A 21103-nucleotide genomic window follows, 5' to 3' on the forward strand; every position below is an offset into this window, starting at 1 on the left:
TATCTTTCATCATTATACCAGTTTTAGAGATTGATGAAACTTTACAATTATAGGAATCTAAACAACCTAAAAACAGCCCAACCATGAGGTTGAGCTGTTCAACATTGACAATGAAATTAGCGTTTTACTACATTAGCCGCTTGCGGCCCACGAGCACCTTCAACAACTTCAAAAGATACTTCTTGGCCTTCTTCTAATGTTTTGAATCCTTCAGCTTGAATAGCAGAGTAATGTACGAATACATCATTTCCATCTTCAGATTCGATGAAGCCAAACCCTTTTTCTGCATTGAACCATTTTACTTTACCGTTTTTCATGAAAAAAAATCCTCCTAAATCGGCACAGGATAAGTGCCATGTGTAAAATTCACCATTTACAACGTATTGCATCTTCTTACATTACTCGAGTCCATTTCGTAAAGGCTTTCATCTATGAATAATGAGTTATGAAACTTCATTATTCTAGTACCTTTAGATTGTGAAATCATTCGAAACATTTTGGAACAAGTGTCTTGAAAAAAACAAACACGTGCTAACGGCTGTTTTTAATATAACATTTTCAGTCAATTCTGTCAATGTGGATAAATCCGACAAACCCTTATATATCAATGTTTAAACGTGTCGAATCATGACTAAACAACCCGAAAAATTATTATTCCATCCTTCTTTTTTAAGAAGAACATGTATTCCCATTTGCCTAATTTTTTAATTGTTCAGGGAGGTTTTGAATAGATTGCACAACGACATCCAGCTTGGCCTCGATTCGATAAAGCAAGTATAGAGTTACAATAACGGGAAACCCTACCTCGCTTATGAATGGAATGAATTGCTCCACCTCTCACTCCTCCTCTCCTTTTTCAGGTTTCCTTAAATACTCAAGTTTTTAACAATTTTTCAAAGATATGAATATGGAAACAATGTGCTGTTGAAACGCTATAGAATAGCTTTTGTTCTTTTTTAATTTCAAAATCAGCACAAAGCATTTTATCTTCCATTCGTTCAACACCATGCTTTCAAAAGGAGCCAGCTCATTCTTCTCCTGGCTCCTCCGAAAAAATTATATCTCATATTCCGTTACATTTCGCTCAATCACACGGGCACCTTTTATGTTTGCCAATCTTCCTTTAGAACTAAGGAAAGCATTTGAAGCGATAATAGTTTCCATAGCAGCTTTCACCATAGCCTCATCAATCGGTTCTTTCGGTGCATCTACGGTCAAATTTAGACCTTGTCCAAATTCTGTAAGAAACTGCAACTCCAATGTTTTCGCCATATTTTCACCTCCTCATTTAAAACTAAATAACGTGCGAAAAAAAGCTTTTCACACTAGCCAACAATTTCAAAACTATCCGTACGTTCTACGCCGAGAACCGGATAGATTGATAATTGTCCCAATGCTTGTGCAGTTTCAAAAAGCTTGTCTGCTGTTACATTTTTATCAATATTGTTGTAAGTCTTCGCCTTGTAGAGCGGCTCTCCTTTTTCATTCAAGCCTATCTCAAACAAAATTTTTAACTTTGAATCTAGAATCATCGTTTCAGCCATCCTTTTCACCTCCCTCCACCCTTTATATATAGTGAAGAGTAAAAAAAGGACAGGAAGAAAAAAGCTCCACTACAATGGAGCACTGGATGAAATAGCCGTGAGTCTGCTCGTGACGCTTGCTTTCTAGCGGCAGATGCCGAGACTAATCTTTCAGAAGTCAAGCATCTTCTGACTTAAGCAAGTTGTTTCCTTGCCAAGCAAGAATTTGCCAAGCTTTGACTTCATCAACATCCCAATGTCAAGGCACTCCTCCAAAATGAGATGCTAATTTAGCTCTGTCATTTCACTTTTATTCAAACCCTCTTGCAAGAACTTTGTAAACTTCTTCAAGTCGTCTATTGTCGAAATATCAGAATCGAGCATCGGAATCATAACTTTTCTTATTTTTGGAAATAACTTTTCAATTTCTAATCGATATGTCTGCTCATTCTCCTTTCTTTTTGCAATAAATACACCATCCGCTTCATTTGGGATTAACTTGTTGACAATAAGAGTTGTTACACTAATGCCATGATTTCTTAAAACATCCATTGCTTTCCTCGTTTCAAGGATTGGAAGTCTTTCCGCATTTAAAACAAAAAGATATTCTGTCAAATTGGAATCAAGCAAAAGTGTTCGCACCCTTAAAAATTTCCTTCTCCGCTCCTGCAACTTTTCATAAATCGGATCCTCTGTTTTTTCACCATCACCCATCCAACGATGATAGTTTTTTTCATTTACTTGTTGTCTTCTTTCTAGCATCCCATCGATCCATACTCCCATTAATTCAGGCAAAGTTAAAAGCCTGATCGTATGGCCAGTTGGTGCTGTATCAAAAACAATTGCATCATAATGATCGAATTCTTCAATAATGATCGAAGTTAAGCGATCAAAGAGAGCCGCCTCCTCCGCTCCAGGTGTTCCAGCCGCTAACTCAATTTGTCGTTCCACCTCCTGAACCATCGTTGCCTTAACAAGCCCATGTAAATTATTTTTCACTTCGTTTATATAACGCTTTGACTCCTTCTCCGAACTAATTTCAAGAAGGGTTAATTGTTCATTAATTGAAAGCAATTCTCCATTAGAATCAACATGAAATAAATCACCGGTGTTATGTGCCGGATCAGTTGATACAAGGAGAACTTTTTTCTGTAATGAAGATAAGTAGGTAGCTAATGCGGCGGAAGATGTACTCTTTCCAACCCCTCCTTTTCCTCCAACAAAATAGATTTTTTTATTTAGAAGGTCCATCATGACACCACCTTTAACAACAACGAATTCCATCTAAAGGAGAGGTTTTTAATCCCATCCGTAAATGCCATTGATGATAACGTTCAACGAGAAACGGATATAACTCAAGTGTATAATAGAAAGCCGGATTAGGAATTCCTACCATCTCTGAAAAACATATGAGCATAAACAAATCCTCTTCATCTCTAAGTTCTCTTGCAAGTTCAGTGCGATGAGGCTGTTCTAGTATTTCCTCATAGAGGGCAACTGCCTTTTTTAATTGTTCAAAAAAATTCATACTATACACTCCTCTTTTCATAAGGAAATAGAGACTAGTGCTATCTAGTCTCTATTTTTGCTTACATATCTTGTGAAACGGAAGGCGGGTCATTTCTGCGAAAAGCGTTGATTGCTTCTAATATAATCCAAATGACAAGAATCAAAATAATCCCGCCTAGAATAAAGAGTAATAGATTTGTATCGGTTGCACCTAGTCCTGACCAATCAAATACAACTTGCTGCACCATTGCCCACACTGTCATGGCAAAAATAAACACCATCGGAATAAAGGTTGGGAGAAAATTACGCCCTTGCCGTTTTAGCCAAATTGAAATGAGCAATAAGCTAACACCAGCTAATAATTGATTACTTGTTCCAAATAATGGCCATAGTAAATAGCCGCCTGAACCAAAACCATTTGGACCTTTCGGAAGCAAAACAAGAGCTGCGCTAGTACAAACAGCCAAGCTTGTTGCGACATGCACCTTTGATAAAGACCTAATTTTATATTCTTCACCGATTTCCGAAATGATATATCTCATCAAACGAACTGAAGTATCTAATGTCGTTGCCGCAAAGCTTACGACTATAACCGCTACAATTGTTCTTGCCACATCTTCAGGAATCCAGATTCCAGTTGCTAATTGAGCGGCACCGTTGACAAAGTTCCCAAGTCCTCCTCCATTCGCTGCTCCGAAACTGGAATAAGCCGCCATAAAGTCTCCTTTCGTTGCGAAAAGCGTAACACAGGCAATAATGGAAATGAGTGCGAGCGTCCCTTCTCCAACTGCACCAAAGTAACCGACGAATCGAGCATCTGTCTCTTTATTTAACTGTTTGGAAGTTGTTCCAGAAGAAACAAGTCCGTGAAAACCGGATATTGCCCCACACGCAATTGTGATAAATAGCAACGGGAGCCAGGAGGTATCTGTCGCTGCAGCATTCGTCATCGGTGCAGTCACTTTCGGTTGCAAAACAACAAGCCCAGCATAAAGAATAACTAAACCAACCACCAACTGATGGGAGTTAATAAAATCACGCGGCTGCAACAGCTTCCAGACTGGTAAAGTAGAAGCAATATAACAATAGACCATCAAAATAATAATCCAAATAAAGAAAGACATCGCTATCCCATCGAGACCAAATAAAACTGTATTTTCCGCTCCACCAAAAGCTTTTACTAAATCAATTTGCAAAGCTGGAACATTGCTTGCAATAATTGCAACCATATACATGATTGCTAAAGCGACTAGCGATGGGACAAGCATCTTCGCTTTCCTTTTATATACTGCATACCCAATCCAAATGGCTAATGGAATTTGGATAAAAACAGGTAGTACACTTGATGGAAATTGGATAAACAAATTGGAAATTACCCATGCAAAGACAGCATTTACCATTAAAACAAGGATGAGAATAATGAATAAGAACATATTTTTAGCACGACTACCGATAATTTTGCTTGTGATCGTTCCAACTGATTGACCTTTGTTACGAACTGATAATACAATCGTTCCAAAATCGTGTACCCCCGCTGCAAAAATCGTACCCAAAATAACCCATAGAAAAGCAGGTAACCAACCCCAATATACAGCTATTGCTGGTCCAACGATTGGTGCAGCGCCGGCAACAGACGTGAAGTGATGACCCCATAAGACGAGCTTGTTGGTTGGAACAAAATCAACTCCATCTTCAAATCGATGTGCCGGAGTTACATAGTTTGGATCAAGCCGATATATTTTTTCGGCTATCCACCTTGAATAAAAGCGATAACCAAGTGCAAATACAAACATTCCAATTATCGCGAGCCAAATCGAATTCACTTTTCTCTTACCTCCTTTTGTAAAAAATGTCCTACACACCCATGATAATGAAAGCGGATACACAAAGTCAATATATTCTGAATATTATAATTAAATAACGTTTGTTACACTACTTCTCTATTACAAATGAACAAGCATTAAGATAAATTCGGCATATAATATTGTACGCACCATCTATTAACTGGGTCGATTTTCTTACACTCAGACTTGTCATTAAAAATAAAACTACCAGTTGACCACAAACAAACTATAAAAGATTAATTATGGACTCAGAAAAAAGGAGGTTTATTTATGGATTTACTAGACTTCTTAAACAAAAACTATTATATTCTTGTCCCTGCACTGTGGGTAATTGGCTACGCTTTAAAGCAAACTCCAAAGATTGCAAACTGGACAATTATCTGGATTCTTCTAGGTTTATCGATTACAATTGGAACGTTTGCTTTTGGCTTTTCGCCTGATGCAATTCTTAATGGCATCATCGCAGCTGGGGTTGCCGTTCTTGGACACCAAATGTTTAAACAGACATTAGGCGGAAGAAATGGAAAGAGAAAGATCATTACCGTTGAGGAAAAAAAGACGGAGAAAATCGAAGAAACATAAGAAATAATATCATATTTTCTAGATGACTATTACTAAATCTTCGACTTTTTTGGTAATTCCTTTTATAAGCTAGCTTTACAAGCCATCCCTTGCCGATTCCTCCTCGACAGGGGATTTTTTTCACTAGATGTTCCTTTCAGAAACACTTACACCGTACCTAATTAACAAACACTGCTTTATTCAAAATGGACAGAAAGACAACAAAAACAGGTTTTTTGAGGTTTTTTCGATAGTTTATAATACTCCCATTATTTTACACCCCTCGACTCTATCGCTTCAGTTTACAAAGCCGGAGAGAAAAAAATAAATGTTATAATTTTCCGACCCACTCACGCAAAAATCACCATGCAATAATCGTACCAGTTTTATCTCATATTTATGGTTTTAAGCCTTTAGAACTACTTAAAACAAGTTAAACATGTTAAAAATGTAAACAATGATAATATTTTGTCGAAATATGTATAATTTTCGACAATTTTAGGTTATTATAGACGAAATATTGAATTTGGAAAGGGGCAGATATTCCTATGTCTAATGATGCGCTATTAAAAATTGATATTCGAAGGTTAATTACCAAAAGTAACTTAAAATGGTCCATTCGACGAAAAACTACTTTTATTATTTTAGGAGCCACTGTCTTTTCCCTCATCATGGGGGTACCCATTGCTTTCATACAACATCTCATTTTAGAAACAGCTTTATTCGATCTATTTGGACAAGGGATCAAAAGAATAATTGAGACTTATTTTACGATAATTGTTAATTTGCTAGTAATGATCGTGTTCATAGGATTTGGAATCAAACAAATTGTTGTGAAGCCCATCAATAAAATAATAGAAGACTTAAATAATATACAAGGAGAACAGATTGATCTTTCTAAGCAAATTAATGTTGGTACGAAGGATGAATTCAATCAATTAGCAAATGTTTTTAACGGAGTGCTATCACATTTGCACAATGTGATTGAATTAGTTAGAGAAAGCTCCGAACAATTGGCAAGCTCTACAGAAGAGGTCTCCTCTTCTACTCAACAAGTAAAAACCATTTCTAAAGAGGTTTCAGAAAATACATATCAATTGGCTTCTGAAGCTGAAAACGGCCATCGCTCAGTGTCAGAAGTATCCCAATCGTTAAAAGAACTCGTGTCGTTGATTGAAAAAAGTCAAGCTAGGGCATCTGCTACAAATGAAAATAGTAAGGAAACGGTGAGGATTGCGACAAAAGGGAAAGAAAGTGTCGGTCTAGTTATTACTAAAATGAATAATATTAAAGAGAAAGCAAGTGAAACAAAAGAGTTTATTATTGATTTAGATAAATATTCTAAAGAAATTACAGGGATTGCTGATTTGATTTCTAATATCGCAGCACAAACGAATCTGTTAGCTCTGAATGCCTCGATCGAAGCTTCAAGGGCTGGAGAAGCTGGAAAAGGGTTCGCTGTGGTTGCAGAAGAGGTGCGAAAATTGGCGGAAGAATCTACTGAAAGTACCGCAAAAGTGAAAGAAGTGATTAGTAAAATAACAGCAATTTTATCTAAAACGGTTTCAGTTACAGAAGAAAGCCAAAAAGAAGTTAGTGAAGGAGTAATTGTTGTAAATCAAGCTGGTGAATCATTGGATGACATTTTGCAAGCAATCAATGGGACTGTTACTGAGATAAATGAAATCTTAAGCGCTTCAAATGAAAATATCGCCACATCCGATAAAATTGTCCTTGCAATAAATGCATTAAATGATTTTATTGAACAAACCGTATCAAGTACAGAAGAAGTTTCAGCATCGACTCAAGAAACAACAGCATCCATCGATTCTATCGCTGATAACATCGTTCAGTTAAAAGAAATGTCGTCTGCCTTAAGAACAACCGTGCAGCAATTTGCACAAAAAGCATAAAGATGACTTTTTAAGGCTTTGTTAAACACTCCTCTTGCTCAAACCGTTTTTAGCTCATTTCGTGTGAAACCAAGGTTTCATTCGAAATGAGCCAAAAATCACTACCATCCTTTAACAAAGCCTTTTCAAAAGAAAATCCCTCCTAAGTATATAATGCAAGCGCTTTTTTGAGACCAATTTGAAAGAATCGTTCACTAACAAGGCAGTGTCTAAAAGCCATGAAAACTCTTTTTTTTATTCTGTCTCCAATCGCAATTAAATTGCTTCATATTGCCAAACTTTGTCAGATAGATATTTTCGACACTGATTATTAGCAACCAAATATTCTAAATGAGCCAGAGCCTCGCCGATTGCAAATCTCATTTGATGAACATTTACATGTTGAAATAATGAAAGTGTTACCTCATATATTGTTGCTGGTTGCTTAACGAGGAAATATGTAAACTCCAGCCTTTCTTCGTGATGATCAATCAATTCATCAATGCGGCTATTAGCATTTTTAAAAGGCTTAAAGTGCGACGGGAACACATATTGCGCATTTAATTTTTTAATCTTCTCCAATGAGGTAAGAAATGATTGCAATGGATTGGGATTCCCCCTAAACCTGTAAGAAATATTTGGTGATACTTTCGGAAGAATATGATCAGTTGAGAAGAGAATACTTTTCTCCTTATTATATAAAACAAATAATCCATCAGAGTGTCCAGGTGTGCTCATGACTTCGAATTCTAGCTTTCCAAACATAATTTTCATTCCTTCGATCACTTCATGCTGGACAATAGGATATGGCTCAACTCGCGCGGTGAAACTTTCTTCATCGGTCATGAGCTGATCTATTAATTCTTGTGGAAGGCCGCATGTTAAATAGTCTTGGCGCTTCCTTTTTAATGATTCCCTGCCCCAATAAGTTAAACCCACTTCAGCATCTGTTCTTGTCATCCACACATCTGCACCTGTTAACTTTTGCAAACTACCAGCATAGCCAAAATGATCGGGATGACAATGGGTGATGATTATATTTTTAATATGATTTTTAGCAACGATTGGAGCCCAAATATTCCTGGTTACTTCCGAATTCAATCCTGTATCTAAAACCGTTTTTCCATTACTGCCTTCGGCGATAAAACAATTGACATGATTTAGTCGGAAAGGTAAAGGGATGGTTATTTGTTCAATTCCAAACTCAGATAGCATGCTCTTCCTCCTCAATCAATCTCAGGTTGAATTTTATACAAATAAAATGATAGCAATTTTCAGAAACTTATACAATAACTTAAATTTTATCCAGTTAGTCAAAATCACCTTAGTGGTAAAAGGTCTGTCCTTATTGGTATTTAAAACTACATAAAAAACAACACATGTGTGCAGTATTTTTTACTGAAGTACATGTGTTGCCCCCATTTATATCTTTTTATCAACTTCTGACGTGTCAACATTTGTGCCAAACCAATGAACAAGCTTCTCTTTAGCCTTCCCTTTTACTTCATCATCAATATGAACAGCCACTTGAAATAAAGCAACACCAAGCGCTCCTAAGTCATCGGTAAAGCCTACACCTGCCATAAAGTCTGGGATTAAATCAATCGGAAGAATGAAGTATCCAAGTGCTGCTAAAATGGTTATGCGCGCTTTTTTAGGCAACTCAGGCTTCTGAAGTGTGTAATAGAGCAACAGTGCTGTATACACAACCGAATGCCCTGCCTTTAACGCAAATCGCTTTAATTTGCTCCAAAACTTTTGCTCTGAATAGTGCTTTTCCATTCCTTCCATCTCGATCACACCTTCTTTCAACTTGCCTTTTATTATATCTCATCTTCGGCATAATTACATGGACAAGCTAATAAACCTTTAACGCCTCAAACTTAAATCCACCGTATCGATAATTTTGGTTTTTGTACATTTCCTTAACGCTATCCTCTCCATCTGCTACTAAAATAACTTGTTTGTCAGGAAACTCGTCCATGATAAACTGTTGAAGTTGGCTTGCAACTCCTCTCCGTCGATAAGAAGGTAAGATAACGAGGCCGTCTATTTCAACCGTTTCTTTCCCAATAATAGCGTCGACCATGCCAGCTGGATTACCATCATAGTAAGCCATCAACTGCATAAATTTTTGAGTGCCGAAGTTTTTCACATGTATATCTCTTTTTTGTCTTGCAAAATCCGAACTAATCTCTGAATCAATCTCATATGCGAGTTTGAGAAATTGAGGCAAATTTTCATCTGTCACTTTGTCAACCATTATCGAATGATTTTTATCCACCTTGGCAAAATCACTCGGTAAAATATAATAAAATTCTTGAAAACCAATATTAAAACCATTATTTCTTAAATACTGTTCCAGCTCAACAGGTATCTTTTCGTTCTCTAGAAATAAAAGCTTCACATGGTCTTGCCCGTTTTGTTGATGAAAATCTCTTAAATATTGCACCGATTCTACTAACTCTATTAATGTCGGCACTCTCTTAAACTGAATAAAGTTTCCATCATATAATAATAGCATTTCAGCAGTATGGTAATGTTTTATGAACTGATTTTCAAATATCATTTTCCCTCTATAAAAAATATCACTAAACATCTGCGAAGCTCCTTTACTTTCATCAATTATTTATTTAACCCAAAACGAGCGATTCTTTTTAATTTCTGTCACCATTTCTTTTTTCTAATAACACGTGCACCGATGAACATAATAGTACATATGATTGCTATGAATAAAAATCCAGAAAGTTGAAATGTTACCTCAGCAAAATTCATTCACATCAAGCCCCTTTTTCTTTATTATGTGAGCGCACAGGCTCTAGCCAAAATGACAACAAAGACCAAAATGATAATGGTAATAATACTAGATATACAACCACCAGGATGTGAGCCAATGACAGCTTGTAAATAAACATTATTTAAAATTGCACCTGCATGATTCTTCTCTTCCTTTCTGATTAACCTCTCTCTTTCTTGATCAGAAATTGTCATCACCCCTAAACTATCTTTATATTTTGCCATGATACGAATACAATCGATGTTTCTCTATAAAACCAGCATGAAGGTAAACATTTAACGCAGCTTCATTGTCTGACTTGACTGTTAAAGTAATCACCTCAATCTCTTGAAATGAAAAAAGAAATTTCAACCCAGCGATGATTAGGTCTCTACCAATTCTCCGATTTCTAAATGCGGGAGAAACAGCAATAAAATGAATATTCCCTTCAGCAAATTTTGGTTCCGCTTCACAAAAAATGTAGCCGCAAAAATGCTGCTCTAGCTCCGCCACAAATATTTTTTGTTTTTCTCCATGCATGTCAATCATCTCGTCAGCACTAAAATAAGCGTTTGGAAAAGACGCCTTATGAAGGAATCGGATATGTTGAAAGTCTTTATTCTTCATTTCACGAATCGTTACCGGAGTAACTGTTTTTAATGCAAGATGATTCGTTGAAATTTGCAAAATCGAATGCTCTCCACTTTTTACTGCCCCAAGGCTATCCATAAACTGACTTCCATTTACATTGTGCACATTGTAAAATCCATAAAACGCTTCCAACGAAGAAGGGAGATCTTCAATCAATTTTTTCCACATTTGCTCCGCCACTTTTTGCCACTCTGAATGGTCGATAAAAGGGCCCCAGACTTCCGCTTCTTTAGATTCCATATCAATATCCAATCCAAGGACCCCAATTAATAGCCGATTCTGAAATGCACCGATGACAGAATCCGCAAATGCAAGATCGGAAAAATCAGTCGAAAGTGCATGTTTGATTTCCTCACTATCTGTACCACAATACCCGACATGCTGCGTCGGTTGAAGATTCATTTTGCTAATAAAAGTGGAAACTTCATCGATCTCTTTTACTCTTCTAATCTCGATCATACCTATCTCCTTCAACCTTTTTAACTTATTTTATCATATCCTTAAAACCCCTCTGATTAAACTTTTCTATTTATGAAAATAATAAAATTGACATAACACCAAATGGTGTCATATATTTTTATATATAACCTTTTGGTGTTATATTAAATGTTCTGAAAGGAAGAGTGAAAATGGATGATATTAAAGATATACAACAAACGGTGGTCATCAAGGCCCCCATTCAAAAAGTGTGGAATCATGTTTCTACCTCTACTGGGATAAGTGAATGGTTCATGCCGAATGATTTTAAAGCATTAGTTGGATATGAATTTCAAATTCAGTCCCCTTTCGGTCCATCTCTGTGCAAAGTGTTACAAATCGAAGAACCGTATCTTATTTCATTTGCCTGGGACACCGACGGGTGGGTCGTTTCTTTTCAATTAAAAGATCTAGGAGACCGTACAGAATTTACCGTTATTCATGGAGGGTGGAAGGCACCTGATCATGTTGTACCAAAAGCAGGTGAAGACGCCTCAATTATCCGTGACAGAATGAACGGCGGCTGGGCAGGAATTGTTCAAAAGCTTCAAAAGGTAGTTGAAGAATAGGTGGGAGCAGTAAAGCATGATGTCTTTCAAGCAATTGCTGATCCTACCCGAAGAGCGATGCTTCAACTACTTGCCAATAAAAATTTACCTATTTCAGAAATTACAGCCCATTTTCCAATTAGTCGGACAGCTATTGTCAAGCATCTCCATATCCTTTCTGAGGCACAACTTGTTCAAGGAACAAAAGTCGGACGAGAGAAAATCTATCAATTACATCCTGAGCCCCTTGTAGAAGTGAAGGATTGGCTATCATTTTATGAACAATTTTGGAGCAATAAGCTGGCCCTATTAAAGTACCAAATGGAGAAAGATTAAATCGCTTGGACTTATTCCAAGCGATTTTTCTTAAGGAAAGAGCTAAATACAGCTAATGAAATTTCAACCAGTCTTAAATTGTATCCGGTCATATCAGTGATTTTTTTTGCCCATTCTGAGTTCGATTGTAATACTTCCTCTTCTTTTAATCCTTCAGTTGAGCTAAAGTAACTCTTCCAATCATAGAATTCCCAATGGGCTACTTCTTCTTTATATGGGACACGACATTCTAGCAGCGGCTTATGGTAAAGATTTTGTTGGGAAAGCTCGGCGGCTATTAAAAACTCTTTCATCTCAATCGCTTCAAGTTGATAAGATTGCTGCGAAACCTTTCCGTTCGGACGAAAATAGAAAATTTCCACCTCATCATTTTTAGGAAGAACTTGAACAGATGCCGCTGGAAAAAAACCTGAAAGTAACTCATTCGTATAATCTTCACTATTTAAATCCAGCAGTATTGGATTGAGCCATTGATCGCCCAGATCACAGAGGTAGCGATATCCATTCTCATCTTCTGCAACTACCGCAGCATGCGCCCTCTTCGTCTTCATTTTGGAGCCAATTGGATAAGCAGTTATCCCCTCTTTGTGAAAATGATCCAGCAGCCATATTGCTAAATCAAAACAATTTCCTGTAATGCCATATTGTTGACGATGTTCTTTCATAAGAGATATATCACGTTGCTTTTTTTCTGTTCCTAAAGTGCTGTACCAAGCCTTTGTCAAAGTTTCCATAGGAAAGCGGTCAAATTTTCTCCAAACAGATAAAATTTGTTGCGGAGCATTCATGTTTTACACCTCTTTACATCTTATTATTTGTTTTATTTTAGTTTGAGTGATTATGACGACAACTGCTAAAGATTCCTTTTTTCCGCCAGTGCTTCGATAGGCCACAGTGCTGATTTAAGGGACAAAGGATAGCGTAAATTACTGCGTTTAGAAATATTCTCTATCCACGCTCTAAACCCCTTTTTCTATAGTAAATAAGGCACTGCTATTTTTCATAATTGTCTTTCCGATTCCCCTCTACAATTGTTGTCTTGCAACTATTCGTTTAAAATGAAACTATACTTAAATATTGGGTGGTAAAGATGTTTAAAATTTTGCTTATTGAAGACGATACTTCACTATTTAATGAGATAAAGGACAGATTAACAGGCTGGTCTTATTACGTAGCGGGAATTAAAGACTTCGCTAATGTGCTCCAGGAGTTCTCCGCCTGCAAACCTGATTTAGTTATCATTGATATTCAATTGCCAAAATATGATGGCTTTCATTGGTGTCGAATGATCCGTTCCCATTCAAACATTCCGATCGTTTTTCTTTCTTCGAGAGATCATCCGATGGATATGGTTATGGCAATGCAGCTTGGGGCCGATGATTTTATGCAAAAGCCTTTTCACTTTGATGTTCTCATCGCAAAAATACAGGCTATTTTAAGGCGTGTTTACAATTATAGTACAGAGCCGGTTCAGCTAAAAACATGGTGTGGAGCTACTATTGACTATGAAAAAAATACAGTGACAAACGTAAGTGGCACAATTGAATTAACGAAAAATGAAATTTTTATATTGAAACAGTTAATTGAGAAGAAAAACAAGATTGTTACGAGGGAAGAACTAATTCGAAGTTTGTGGGATGACGAAAGATTTGTAAGCGATAATACATTGACAGTAAATGTGAATCGTTTGCGAAAAAAACTGGGAGAACTCGGTCTTGAGCCTTTTATTGAGACAAAAGTTGGCCAAGGTTATATGGCCATTGAAGAGGAAATAGTATGATTAAAAAATATTTACAAGAACGCATGAGCTGGATTCTTTGTTTCCTATTTAGCCAACTGCTCATTATTTTTGTTGCATTTTTAGACACGACAATCCCGTTATTACCGATATTATATAGCGTCTTCTTAGCGACGATTGCCTTTATACTTTTTCTTGCTTTCCGCTATCATAAAGAAACAAGGTTTTTCCTCGCTCTTGAACAATGGGAGCACGATCTTGATCTATCAAAACTAACGATTGCTGAAAGTCCCTTTGAAAAATTGATCGAAGAAAATATCAGCAGTCAAATTGAATATTTAAAACAAATGACGGCTGCTAGCAAAAGGGAACTTGAACAAGAAAAAGATGATTTACTTTCTTGGATTCATGAAGTTAAAACACCTTTAACCGCCCTTCATTTAATGATCGAGAGAATAGACGACATAAAACTAAAAGAAAGAATGAAATATGAATGGCTAAGAATAGAACAGCTTCTCGATCAGCAGCTCCATCAAAGACGTTTACCATTTATGGAAAATGATCTGTACATAGAGGAGACAGATTTAAAAAATATCATTGTCCAAGAAATTAAAGGGCTCCAATCATGGTGCATGCAAAAAAGAATCGGCTTTGAGATTAATCTTGAAAAAATACATGTTTTAAGCGATGCTAAATGGCTGTCTTTTATTATTAGACAGCTACTTACAAATGCAGTTAAGTATAGTAACTCTTCTGATATTCATCTAGATAGCTTCAGTACAAACGGAACGACAGCTCTTAAAATAACAGATTGTGGGCGTGGTATCGATCCGAAAGACCTGCCTCGTATTTTCGAGCGTGGCTTTACTTCAACCTCCCACCATCACGATCATGCCGCGACTGGAATGGGGTTATATTTAGCAAAAAATGCTGCACAAGCTCTATTGATCTCTATCGAGGTTGAGTCGGAATTAGGCAAAGGGACAAGCTTTACCTTAACTTTTCCGAAAAAAAATGAATTTCTCCGCTTAGCAAATAAAGTATTCATTGATTAAGGTGAATAGAACCTTTCTTGCATGTGACAAAAATGTCACATGCTTTTCCATTTTGTTTGTTCAATCGAAGGAAAACACTGATCTCCCCTATTATAATGAGGCTATTAAGAAGAAAAGGAGCGCTTGAATATGTCAATTTTAGAAGCAACGAAAATATATAAAAGCTACGGAAATAAATTTAATAAACAAGAAGTGTTAAAAGGGTTAGATATCGAGATCAAGAAGGGGGAATTTGTCAGTATCATGGGTGCTTCAGGCTCTGGTAAAACAACGTTATTAAATGTGCTGTCATCCATCGACAATACCAGCGAAGGTTCAATAAAGATCGAAGGAAAAGAAATAACTACCTTGAAGGAAAAAGAACTTGCAGAATTTAGAAAAAAACATCTCGGTTTTATTTTTCAAGAATATAATTTATTAGATACACTCACGGTAAAGGAGAATATTCTTTTGCCCCTATCAGTAGCGAAAATTTCCAAACAAGCTGCAGAACAAATGTTTACGAACCTTGCAGAAGAACTTGGGATCTATGAAATTCGAGACAAATACCCAAATGAAATCTCAGGTGGACAAAAACAGCGTACTTCAGCGGCTCGAGCGTTTATTCATGAGCCAAGCATCATTTTTGCCGATGAACCAACCGGAGCATTAGATTCAAAATCAGCTTCTGATCTTCTTCATAAGTTGAGCAATTTAAACAAGAATCGGAAAACAACGATCGCAATGGTCACTCACGATCCCATTGCAGCGAGTTATAGTGATCGCGTCATTTTCATAAAAGATGGCCGTATTTATTCTCAAGCATATAGAGGCGAGCAGAGCAGAAATTCTTTTCTAAAAGACATTATGAAGACACAAGGCGTTTTAGGCGGTGTACATTATGAAGATTAATGAACTAATTTTACGAAATTTAAAAAAGAATATAAAGAACTACTATCTGTATGTATTTGCCCTAGTCTTTAGCGCCGCTTTATATTTCGCCTTTGTCACCCTTCAGTATGATCCATCTTTAGATGAAACAAAAGGCACAGTTAAAGGTGCGGCTGCCATTCGCTCTGCTTCGATTTTACTCGTTGCGATTGTATCGATATTCCTTTTGTATGCCAATAATATTTTCATCAAAAGGCGCAGTAAAGAGATTGGTTTATTTCAACTAATCGGGATGACGAAAGGAAAGATATTTCACATCTTAAATGTAGAAAACTTAATTCTTTATTATGTTTCATTAGCACTCGGTATTTTTGTTGGCTTTGCTGGCTCAAAGTTGATCTTAATGATCCTTTTTAAAATAACAGGGATTAAAACGGAAACAACATTGCGCTTTTCAAGCGAAGCTCTTCTACAAACCGTTGTCATTTTCACGATCGTCTATTTGCTGATTATGCTTATGAATTATTTGTTTATTAAACGACAAACGATCTTATCATTGTTTAGAGTCATTTCATCAACAGAAGGAAAATTAACACGGCTCTCCTTCTGGCAAGTATTAGTTGGGGTTGCCGGAATACTTCTTATTATTGTTGGTTATTATGTTTCCTCAAAACTATTTAGTGGTGATTTCTCGACAACAACTGAATTATTTCTGGCAATGACTTTTATTCTTGCATCCGTTATTTTCGGAACTTATCTTTTTTTCAAAGGCTCAGTCAGCTTCATTTTCCATCTTATTCGAAAAGCGAAAAAGGGTTATTTAAACATTAATGAAGTACTATCTCTTTCTTCTTTAATGTTCCGTATGAAATCAAATGCACTGTTGTTAACGATTATTACGACAGTATCAGCGCTGGCACTTGCTTTATTATCTTTGTCCTATATCTCTTATTACTCTGCTGAAACAAAAGCCAAAAATTATGTTGTCAGCGACTTTGCGCTTACGAATGAAGATGATGCAGAACTTTTTAAAGGCGCATTAGAACAAAAACAAATCCCCTATACGACAACAACTTATAATGTCATTCAGGTTGAAGCTGATCTAAACGATATCATTTTAGAAGATACGGAAGGCTTATATGCAGATGTCGGCAAGTTTATCATCCCTGTCATTAGTGATAAAGAAACTGAAGATTTTGATCTTACTCCTGATGAAACCATTTTTACGGGCTATGATGATCTTCTGCAGAGATTTATGGAATTTGCAGATTCAGGTAAAGTAGTTTTCAAAGGGAAATCAAAGGAATTTTCGCAAAAATATAAAGGATTAAAGAAAGATTTCCTTGTTTCTTGGCAATTTACCGGCGGAGGAGTGCCTGTAGCAATCGTTGATGAGAGCATCTTTACACAATTATCTGCCGATTTAGATCCAGCCATTCAAAAAAGCACATCTGTGTTTGTTGGCTTTGATTTAAAAAATGAAGCTCAGCAGGAGCATGCGAATCAAATTTTTGAAGAACTATTTAACGAAGACTCGATGCATTCATCGCAAATACAAATTAGAAATGTTGAAAAAGGCAATATGGGACTCGTCATGTTTATTGTTGCTTTCTTAGGTTTAACATTCCTTATCACTTCTGGCTGTATCTTATATTTTAAACAAATGGGTGAAAGCGAAGAAGAAAAACCAAATTATACGATTTTAAGAAAACTAGGATTCAGTAAACAAGAACTGATAAGAGGCATTAAATATAAACAATTATTTAATTTTGGAATTCCCCTCCTTATTGGTCTATTACACAGCTATTTTGCAGTACAATCAGGCTGGTTCTTATTTGGTACAGAATTGTGGACACCAATCATCATCGTAATGGCTATCTATACAGTGCTTTACTCAATCTTCGGTTTTCTCTCATTGTTTTATTATAAAAAAGTCATTAAGTTATCGCTTTAAACAAGAGGGTGTTCAAAAACACCCTCAAAAAATATAAACATGGAGACCAAAGATGAGGAAAGCTAAGACTCGGGTAGTACGAAGTGGCCTTTTTAGTGTACGTTTAGCGATTTCACAAATTTTCATTCACATAAATTTAATTCGCGCGACAATTGCAGAAATTTGCGGGAATTGTAGCATAACTTCCGTTTAATGAATGTTGTAAGAGGGAGATTCTATGAAAATAGAAGATGAAATACAAAAACGAATCGAATTCGAAAACTGGATTAGAGAAAATGGTTCATTATTATGTCTATATATAAATAAACAAGTACGAAATAAAGAATTAGCAGAGGATTTATATCAGGAAGTATTAATTTCAGCATATTTGAATTTAGAAAAATTTGAGGCGCGAGCAAATTTTAAGAGCTGGATATATAAGATTGCGATCAATAAATGTCGAGATTTTTGGAGAAAGCAAAAGGTAGTCCAAAAATTTTGGGAGGAAAAAGTATATCATTATGAAATTGAGAAATCGATTCCGCAGCCTGAGGATTATGTGTTAACTAGATGTTCCACAGAGGAAATGCTTGATGCGCTAAACGAATTACCAACGATTTATCAGGAGCCCATTCTTTTATATTATTTTAAAGGTAAATCGTTACGAGAAATAAGTTTAGCGAAAAAATTACCAATAGCTACGGTGAAAACGAGGATAAGAAGAGCAAAAAAAAATTAAAAGAAAAGCCACTATTAAGGGAAATAGTGGCAAATTAACTTTTGCACTAATGCGATGATCAATATAAACAACGACTGCCTTTACAGATTTCCTCTTTATTTTTTTGTATTGGAATGTTCCGACAACTCGTTTGTTATTCCTTCCCGATCCAATTGATAATCATTCGTCAACACTGTCTGAAAATTTTATATTGACTTCCCCCTCTGTCAATTAAGCATCGCTATGATCAGGATTCCATTAGAAGCAGTCAGTAATAGACGGGAGGAACAAGTGCAACAATATTCATGTAAAACCGGCTTAATCGCTGTGGGATAATGTTTAATTATTTGCTTACAAAAACTCGATCAATAGCTGCTACTTCAAGCTCTGTTAATTGGACTTCACCAGCTTTAAGATTACTGATAATCTGTGCAGGCTTTTTTGCTCCTGGAATAACGGCATCAATTGCCTCTCTGGTTAAATACCATGCCAAAACAACATGACCAACCTGACAATGTTTCTCATTCGCTATTTTATGTAATTGTTCTAGTTTAGCCAAATTTTCAAAGTAAGCATCCCCTTTAAATAATGGGTGCTGCTTCTGACTCTCGCTTAATGGTGTATCTCTGTTATACTTCCCTGTTAACAAGCCTTTTGCTAACGGGAAATACGGGATGAAAGAAATTTCTTTCTCCGTCACGTAAGGAAATATCGCCCGTTCCGCTTCCCGGTTGAACAAATTGTAATGGGATTGCAGCACTTCGACATAGCCATCTTGATTTGCTTCCATTAACTGCTCTACATTAAAATTTGAGACACCGATAGCTCTGATCTTTCCTTGCTCTTTTAACCTTTGCAATGCACCTACCGCCTCTGCTTTGGGCGTTGTTTCATCGGGAAAATGAATATAAAATAAATCAATATAATCTGTTTGAAGTCTTCTTAATGAATCTTCTACGCTTGCGGATTATTATTATGAACGACCTTGTTGTCTACAAACGTATAGGACGCTTTTGAGGCGATGACAAAATCATCCCGCTTGCCATGCTCCTTCATAACTTCACCAATTATTTCCTCTGATCTGCCTAAACCATAAAAATAAGCAGTATCAATGAAATTCATACCATTGTTGATTGAGGTAAGAATCATTTTTTTTGAAATGGTTTCATCAATATGATCATAAATATTATGACCACCAACCGCATTCGCACCTAGACCGATTGGGTTAACTTGCAAGTCCGTTCTACCTATATGAACTTTCAACATCCATCATCCTCCTCTCATTTCATACCCTTTTACTATAAACGTCTAATTTTCGAATGGCTAATAAAAAGTTTCAATTTTAAGAATATTTTTCTAAAATTGGTCATGATAAACATTTTCCTTTTGGAGAAACTTTTTTAAATCATCAGCACATAACTGAGCCTTTTGAAAAAAGATACAAAGAAGCGTCTCCCGCTTATATTAACTAAAATATGATTTATTGCTCCAGTGAATAGAGTTCAATTCACTATGTGGGTGCAGTTCCTTTTTTAATCTTCTAAATTCTTCTTCCAATTCGCTTAATGAAAGTGTGTCCAATTCATGTTCTTCTTTTTGACAGATAAAATAAGGTTGAAGCCTACAAATTAATTCTCTTCGCCGCTTTTCTACAGCATGACGAAGCCATTTTCCCAAACATATCTCTCCTTTCGTTCTTTGCAGTAAAGAAACAAAAAACTCCTTTTTCACTGCACTTGACAATAAGCAGGAATAAAGGAGCCATTGGTTGACCAAAAGACTATTTTCTTATTTAACAAATTTGATTACTTGGTTTTAAACTTTTCTTATACTCTATAATGATGTGCAGTGATTGTCAATAACAAACATGAATAAAAAAGCAATATATATATTGCATAATGTAATATATATGTTACACTCAATTTAGAGGTGAGGTTGCAAGGTGCGGAATAACGTGAAAATGGCTCGAATTCAAAGTGATTTGACACAGCAACAACTGGCGGATAAAGTTGGTGTCACTCGGCAAACCATTAGTTTAATAGAGAAGGGGAAATACAATCCAACTTTAAAATTATGTTTAGAGATTTGTTACGCCGTTAACCAATCGTTAGATCAGTTATTTTGGAACGATCAGGAGGAATGAATATATGAAGATAATAAAAGATGAACGATTACAATTGCAAAATTTAAAAAATATTCGCATCGCTTTTATCGTTCAAACGATCGGTATCCTTGCGATTCTATTATATGAAACGTTGACTGCGGGTTTTACGCAAGCTAGAGAAAATCCAGTCTGGCTCGTCTTTATGCTTTCAGCAATAGTGCTTGGTTGGCTAAATCTTAGAATTTCTGTTGACACATACGAGGATACAAATCCGCCCAAAAAACAGGCTCCTTATTATCGCGTTGTCATCCTTTCTTTAGGAATCGGTATCGTGACCATGCTGCTAGCTATATTGGGACCAGACAAAAGTAACTTTAATGAAGCACTGCTTGTCGGCGCTATTGTTTTTGCTTGTTTTCTTGCCACATTTTCATTTGTTCATTTTTTGCGAAAAAAACAAGTCGAAGATTCCGAATAACAAATACAACTTCTTTCATTACGCATTGCCCTCTTCTAGCATAGCTGTGTTTCTCACTCCCGTAGGCAAAGGCCCTTGACTCGAACAAAA

Annotated in this window: 25 protein-coding genes and 1 pseudogene; 11 read left to right on the forward strand and 15 right to left on the reverse strand. The window is 36.3% G+C overall.

All coding sequences use genetic code 11. From position 1 onward, the window contains the following. Positions 1-116: 116 nt before the first annotated feature. From PZE06_RS02920 to PZE06_RS02950, 7 genes are all read right to left on the reverse strand, one after another. Positions 117-317, reverse strand: a complete 201-nt coding sequence (locus PZE06_RS02920; protein WP_150914112.1) for a cold-shock protein — start codon at positions 315-317, stop codon at positions 117-119. A gap of 379 nt (positions 318-696) precedes the next feature. After that, positions 697-834: a YvrJ family protein gene (locus tag PZE06_RS02925; protein ID WP_150914114.1), complete on the reverse strand. Its 138-nt coding sequence runs from the start codon at positions 832-834 to the stop codon at positions 697-699. A gap of 222 nt (positions 835-1056) precedes the next feature. Then, positions 1057-1272, reverse strand: a complete 216-nt coding sequence (locus PZE06_RS02930) for a DUF2922 domain-containing protein (RefSeq protein ID WP_150914116.1) — start codon at positions 1270-1272, stop codon at positions 1057-1059. A 53-nt stretch (positions 1273-1325) separates the two neighbouring features. Then, on the reverse strand, positions 1326-1544 hold the full coding sequence (locus PZE06_RS02935) for a DUF1659 domain-containing protein (RefSeq protein ID WP_150914118.1): 219 nt from the start codon (positions 1542-1544) through the stop codon (positions 1326-1328). Positions 1545-1808: 264 nt separating this feature from the next. Further along, positions 1809-2774 (reverse strand): ArsA family ATPase, encoded by a 966-nt coding sequence (locus PZE06_RS02940; protein WP_150914120.1) that lies wholly within the window; start codon positions 2772-2774, stop codon positions 1809-1811. Between the two features lie 13 nt (positions 2775-2787). Further along, positions 2788-3051, reverse strand: coding sequence for a cory-CC-star protein (locus PZE06_RS02945; protein ID WP_150914122.1), 264 nt, complete (start codon positions 3049-3051; stop codon positions 2788-2790). 61 nt (positions 3052-3112) lie between these two features. Beyond that, positions 3113-4855 carry a carbon starvation CstA family protein gene (locus tag PZE06_RS02950; protein WP_150914124.1) on the reverse strand — a complete coding sequence of 581 codons (1743 nt, stop codon included), beginning with the start codon at positions 4853-4855 and terminating at the stop codon, positions 3113-3115. A gap of 291 nt (positions 4856-5146) precedes the next feature. Between PZE06_RS02950 and PZE06_RS02955 the strand changes: the two genes are divergently transcribed. Together PZE06_RS02955 and PZE06_RS02960 are read left to right on the forward strand one after the other, a co-directional pair. Then, a complete protein-coding gene (locus PZE06_RS02955; protein WP_150914126.1) occupies positions 5147-5458 on the forward strand; it encodes a phage holin family protein in 312 nt (103 codons plus the stop codon). 527 nt (positions 5459-5985) lie between these two features. Next, complete coding sequence (locus tag PZE06_RS02960; protein ID WP_150914128.1) at positions 5986-7350, forward strand: methyl-accepting chemotaxis protein; 1365 nt, start codon at positions 5986-5988, stop codon at positions 7348-7350. Between the two features lie 255 nt (positions 7351-7605). Here PZE06_RS02960 and PZE06_RS02965 read toward each other — a convergent pair whose 3' ends face one another. The 5 genes from PZE06_RS02965 to PZE06_RS02985 all read right to left on the reverse strand — a co-directional run bounded on the left by PZE06_RS02965 (position 7606) and on the right by PZE06_RS02985 (position 11215). Beyond that, entirely contained in the window at positions 7606-8544 is a 939-nt protein-coding gene (locus PZE06_RS02965; RefSeq protein ID WP_150914130.1) for an MBL fold metallo-hydrolase, read from the reverse strand. Between the two features lie 207 nt (positions 8545-8751). Further along, positions 8752-9120, reverse strand: a complete 369-nt coding sequence (locus tag PZE06_RS02970) for a YkvA family protein (protein WP_095308593.1) — start codon at positions 9118-9120, stop codon at positions 8752-8754. 67 nt (positions 9121-9187) lie between these two features. Further along, positions 9188-9928: a GNAT family N-acetyltransferase gene (locus PZE06_RS02975; RefSeq protein ID WP_150914132.1), complete on the reverse strand. Its 741-nt coding sequence runs from the start codon at positions 9926-9928 to the stop codon at positions 9188-9190. A gap of 200 nt (positions 9929-10128) precedes the next feature. Further along, positions 10129-10320, reverse strand: coding sequence for a hypothetical protein (locus PZE06_RS02980; RefSeq protein WP_150914134.1), 192 nt, complete (start codon positions 10318-10320; stop codon positions 10129-10131). Positions 10321-10336: 16 nt separating this feature from the next. Next, complete coding sequence (locus PZE06_RS02985; protein ID WP_150914136.1) at positions 10337-11215, reverse strand: GNAT family N-acetyltransferase; 879 nt, start codon at positions 11213-11215, stop codon at positions 10337-10339. Between the two features lie 170 nt (positions 11216-11385). On the opposite strand from PZE06_RS02985, the gene PZE06_RS02990 reads away from it, so the two are divergent. Continuing rightward, on the forward strand, positions 11386-11802 hold the full coding sequence (locus tag PZE06_RS02990; RefSeq protein WP_150914138.1) for an SRPBCC family protein: 417 nt from the start codon (positions 11386-11388) through the stop codon (positions 11800-11802). Further along, a complete protein-coding gene (locus tag PZE06_RS02995; protein ID WP_150914140.1) occupies positions 11803-12117 on the forward strand; it encodes an ArsR/SmtB family transcription factor in 315 nt (104 codons plus the stop codon). It abuts the gene before it with no gap. A gap of 11 nt (positions 12118-12128) precedes the next feature. Here PZE06_RS02995 and PZE06_RS03000 read toward each other — a convergent pair whose 3' ends face one another. Next, on the reverse strand, positions 12129-12905 hold the full coding sequence (locus tag PZE06_RS03000; RefSeq protein WP_150914142.1) for a hypothetical protein: 777 nt from the start codon (positions 12903-12905) through the stop codon (positions 12129-12131). Positions 12906-13207: 302 nt separating this feature from the next. On the opposite strand from PZE06_RS03000, the gene PZE06_RS03005 reads away from it, so the two are divergent. The 5 genes from PZE06_RS03005 (at position 13208) to PZE06_RS03025 (ending at position 18452) form a co-directional block, all read left to right on the forward strand. Then, a complete protein-coding gene (locus PZE06_RS03005) occupies positions 13208-13897 on the forward strand; it encodes a response regulator transcription factor (RefSeq protein WP_150914144.1) in 690 nt (229 codons plus the stop codon). Further along, positions 13894-14910 (forward strand): sensor histidine kinase, encoded by a 1017-nt coding sequence (locus PZE06_RS03010; protein WP_150914146.1) that lies wholly within the window; start codon positions 13894-13896, stop codon positions 14908-14910. Before PZE06_RS03005 ends, PZE06_RS03010 begins: the two co-directional genes overlap by 4 nt. 129 nt (positions 14911-15039) lie before the next feature. Further along, a complete protein-coding gene (locus PZE06_RS03015) occupies positions 15040-15801 on the forward strand; it encodes an ABC transporter ATP-binding protein (RefSeq protein WP_150914148.1) in 762 nt (253 codons plus the stop codon). Then, on the forward strand, positions 15791-17734 hold the full coding sequence (locus tag PZE06_RS03020; protein ID WP_150914150.1) for an FtsX-like permease family protein: 1944 nt from the start codon (positions 15791-15793) through the stop codon (positions 17732-17734). The genes PZE06_RS03015 and PZE06_RS03020 overlap by 11 nt, the downstream gene beginning before the upstream one ends. Before the next feature lie 217 nt (positions 17735-17951). After that, positions 17952-18452 carry an RNA polymerase sigma factor gene (locus PZE06_RS03025; RefSeq protein ID WP_150914152.1) on the forward strand — a complete coding sequence of 167 codons (501 nt, stop codon included), beginning with the start codon at positions 17952-17954 and terminating at the stop codon, positions 18450-18452. A gap of 322 nt (positions 18453-18774) precedes the next feature. Here the strand turns inward: PZE06_RS03025 and PZE06_RS03030 are convergent. Beyond that, positions 18775-19697 (reverse strand): annotated as a pseudogene (locus PZE06_RS03030) (aldo/keto reductase). A 198-nt stretch (positions 19698-19895) separates the two neighbouring features. Then, a complete protein-coding gene (locus PZE06_RS03035) occupies positions 19896-20108 on the reverse strand; it encodes a Fur-regulated basic protein FbpA (protein WP_191963138.1) in 213 nt (70 codons plus the stop codon). Between the two features lie 265 nt (positions 20109-20373). On the opposite strand from PZE06_RS03035, the gene PZE06_RS03040 reads away from it, so the two are divergent. Then, the gene (locus PZE06_RS03040; protein ID WP_150914154.1) at positions 20374-20574 is read left to right on the forward strand and encodes a helix-turn-helix transcriptional regulator; all 201 of its coding nucleotides are present in this window, start codon (positions 20374-20376) and stop codon (positions 20572-20574) included. 4 nt (positions 20575-20578) lie between these two features. Further along, the gene (locus tag PZE06_RS03045; protein WP_150914156.1) at positions 20579-21013 is read left to right on the forward strand and encodes a hypothetical protein; all 435 of its coding nucleotides are present in this window, start codon (positions 20579-20581) and stop codon (positions 21011-21013) included. Positions 21014-21103: the final 90 nt, after the last annotated feature.

Source organism: Robertmurraya sp. DFI.2.37, from assembly GCF_029211245.1.
GTDB classification, from domain to species: Bacteria; Bacillota; Bacilli; order Bacillales; family Cytobacillaceae; genus Robertmurraya; species Robertmurraya methanolica_A.

What these genes read in the sequence shown, in the direction of transcription:
- PZE06_RS02980 (WP_150914134.1), bottom strand. Translation starts at nt 10,320, where the DNA reads ATGACAATTTCTGATCAAGAAAGAGAGAGGTTAATCAGAAAGGAAGAG.
- PZE06_RS02990 (WP_150914138.1), top strand. Translation starts at nt 11,386, where the DNA reads ATGGATGATATTAAAGATATACAACAAACGGTGGTCATCAAGGCCCCC.
- PZE06_RS02935 (WP_150914118.1), bottom strand. Translation starts at nt 1,544, where the DNA reads ATGGCTGAAACGATGATTCTAGATTCAAAGTTAAAAATTTTGTTTGAG.
- PZE06_RS02955 (WP_150914126.1), top strand. Translation starts at nt 5,147, where the DNA reads ATGGATTTACTAGACTTCTTAAACAAAAACTATTATATTCTTGTCCCT.
- PZE06_RS02960 (WP_150914128.1), top strand. Translation starts at nt 5,986, where the DNA reads ATGTCTAATGATGCGCTATTAAAAATTGATATTCGAAGGTTAATTACC.
- PZE06_RS02945 (WP_150914122.1), bottom strand. Translation starts at nt 3,051, where the DNA reads ATGAATTTTTTTGAACAATTAAAAAAGGCAGTTGCCCTCTATGAGGAA.
- PZE06_RS03015 (WP_150914148.1), top strand. Translation starts at nt 15,040, where the DNA reads ATGTCAATTTTAGAAGCAACGAAAATATATAAAAGCTACGGAAATAAA.
- PZE06_RS03005 (WP_150914144.1), top strand. Translation starts at nt 13,208, where the DNA reads ATGTTTAAAATTTTGCTTATTGAAGACGATACTTCACTATTTAATGAG.
- PZE06_RS03020 (WP_150914150.1), top strand. Translation starts at nt 15,791, where the DNA reads ATGAAGATTAATGAACTAATTTTACGAAATTTAAAAAAGAATATAAAG.
- PZE06_RS03010 (WP_150914146.1), top strand. Translation starts at nt 13,894, where the DNA reads ATGATTAAAAAATATTTACAAGAACGCATGAGCTGGATTCTTTGTTTC.
- PZE06_RS02975 (WP_150914132.1), bottom strand. Translation starts at nt 9,928, where the DNA reads ATGTTTAGTGATATTTTTTATAGAGGGAAAATGATATTTGAAAATCAG.
- PZE06_RS03045 (WP_150914156.1), top strand. Translation starts at nt 20,579, where the DNA reads ATGAAGATAATAAAAGATGAACGATTACAATTGCAAAATTTAAAAAAT.
- PZE06_RS02965 (WP_150914130.1), bottom strand. Translation starts at nt 8,544, where the DNA reads ATGCTATCTGAGTTTGGAATTGAACAAATAACCATCCCTTTACCTTTC.
- PZE06_RS02920 (WP_150914112.1), bottom strand. Translation starts at nt 317, where the DNA reads ATGAAAAACGGTAAAGTAAAATGGTTCAATGCAGAAAAAGGGTTTGGC.
- PZE06_RS02940 (WP_150914120.1), bottom strand. Translation starts at nt 2,774, where the DNA reads ATGGACCTTCTAAATAAAAAAATCTATTTTGTTGGAGGAAAAGGAGGG.
- PZE06_RS03000 (WP_150914142.1), bottom strand. Translation starts at nt 12,905, where the DNA reads ATGAATGCTCCGCAACAAATTTTATCTGTTTGGAGAAAATTTGACCGC.
- PZE06_RS03025 (WP_150914152.1), top strand. Translation starts at nt 17,952, where the DNA reads ATGAAAATAGAAGATGAAATACAAAAACGAATCGAATTCGAAAACTGG.
- PZE06_RS02930 (WP_150914116.1), bottom strand. Translation starts at nt 1,272, where the DNA reads ATGGCGAAAACATTGGAGTTGCAGTTTCTTACAGAATTTGGACAAGGT.
- PZE06_RS02985 (WP_150914136.1), bottom strand. Translation starts at nt 11,215, where the DNA reads ATGATCGAGATTAGAAGAGTAAAAGAGATCGATGAAGTTTCCACTTTT.
- PZE06_RS02970 (WP_095308593.1), bottom strand. Translation starts at nt 9,120, where the DNA reads ATGGAAGGAATGGAAAAGCACTATTCAGAGCAAAAGTTTTGGAGCAAA.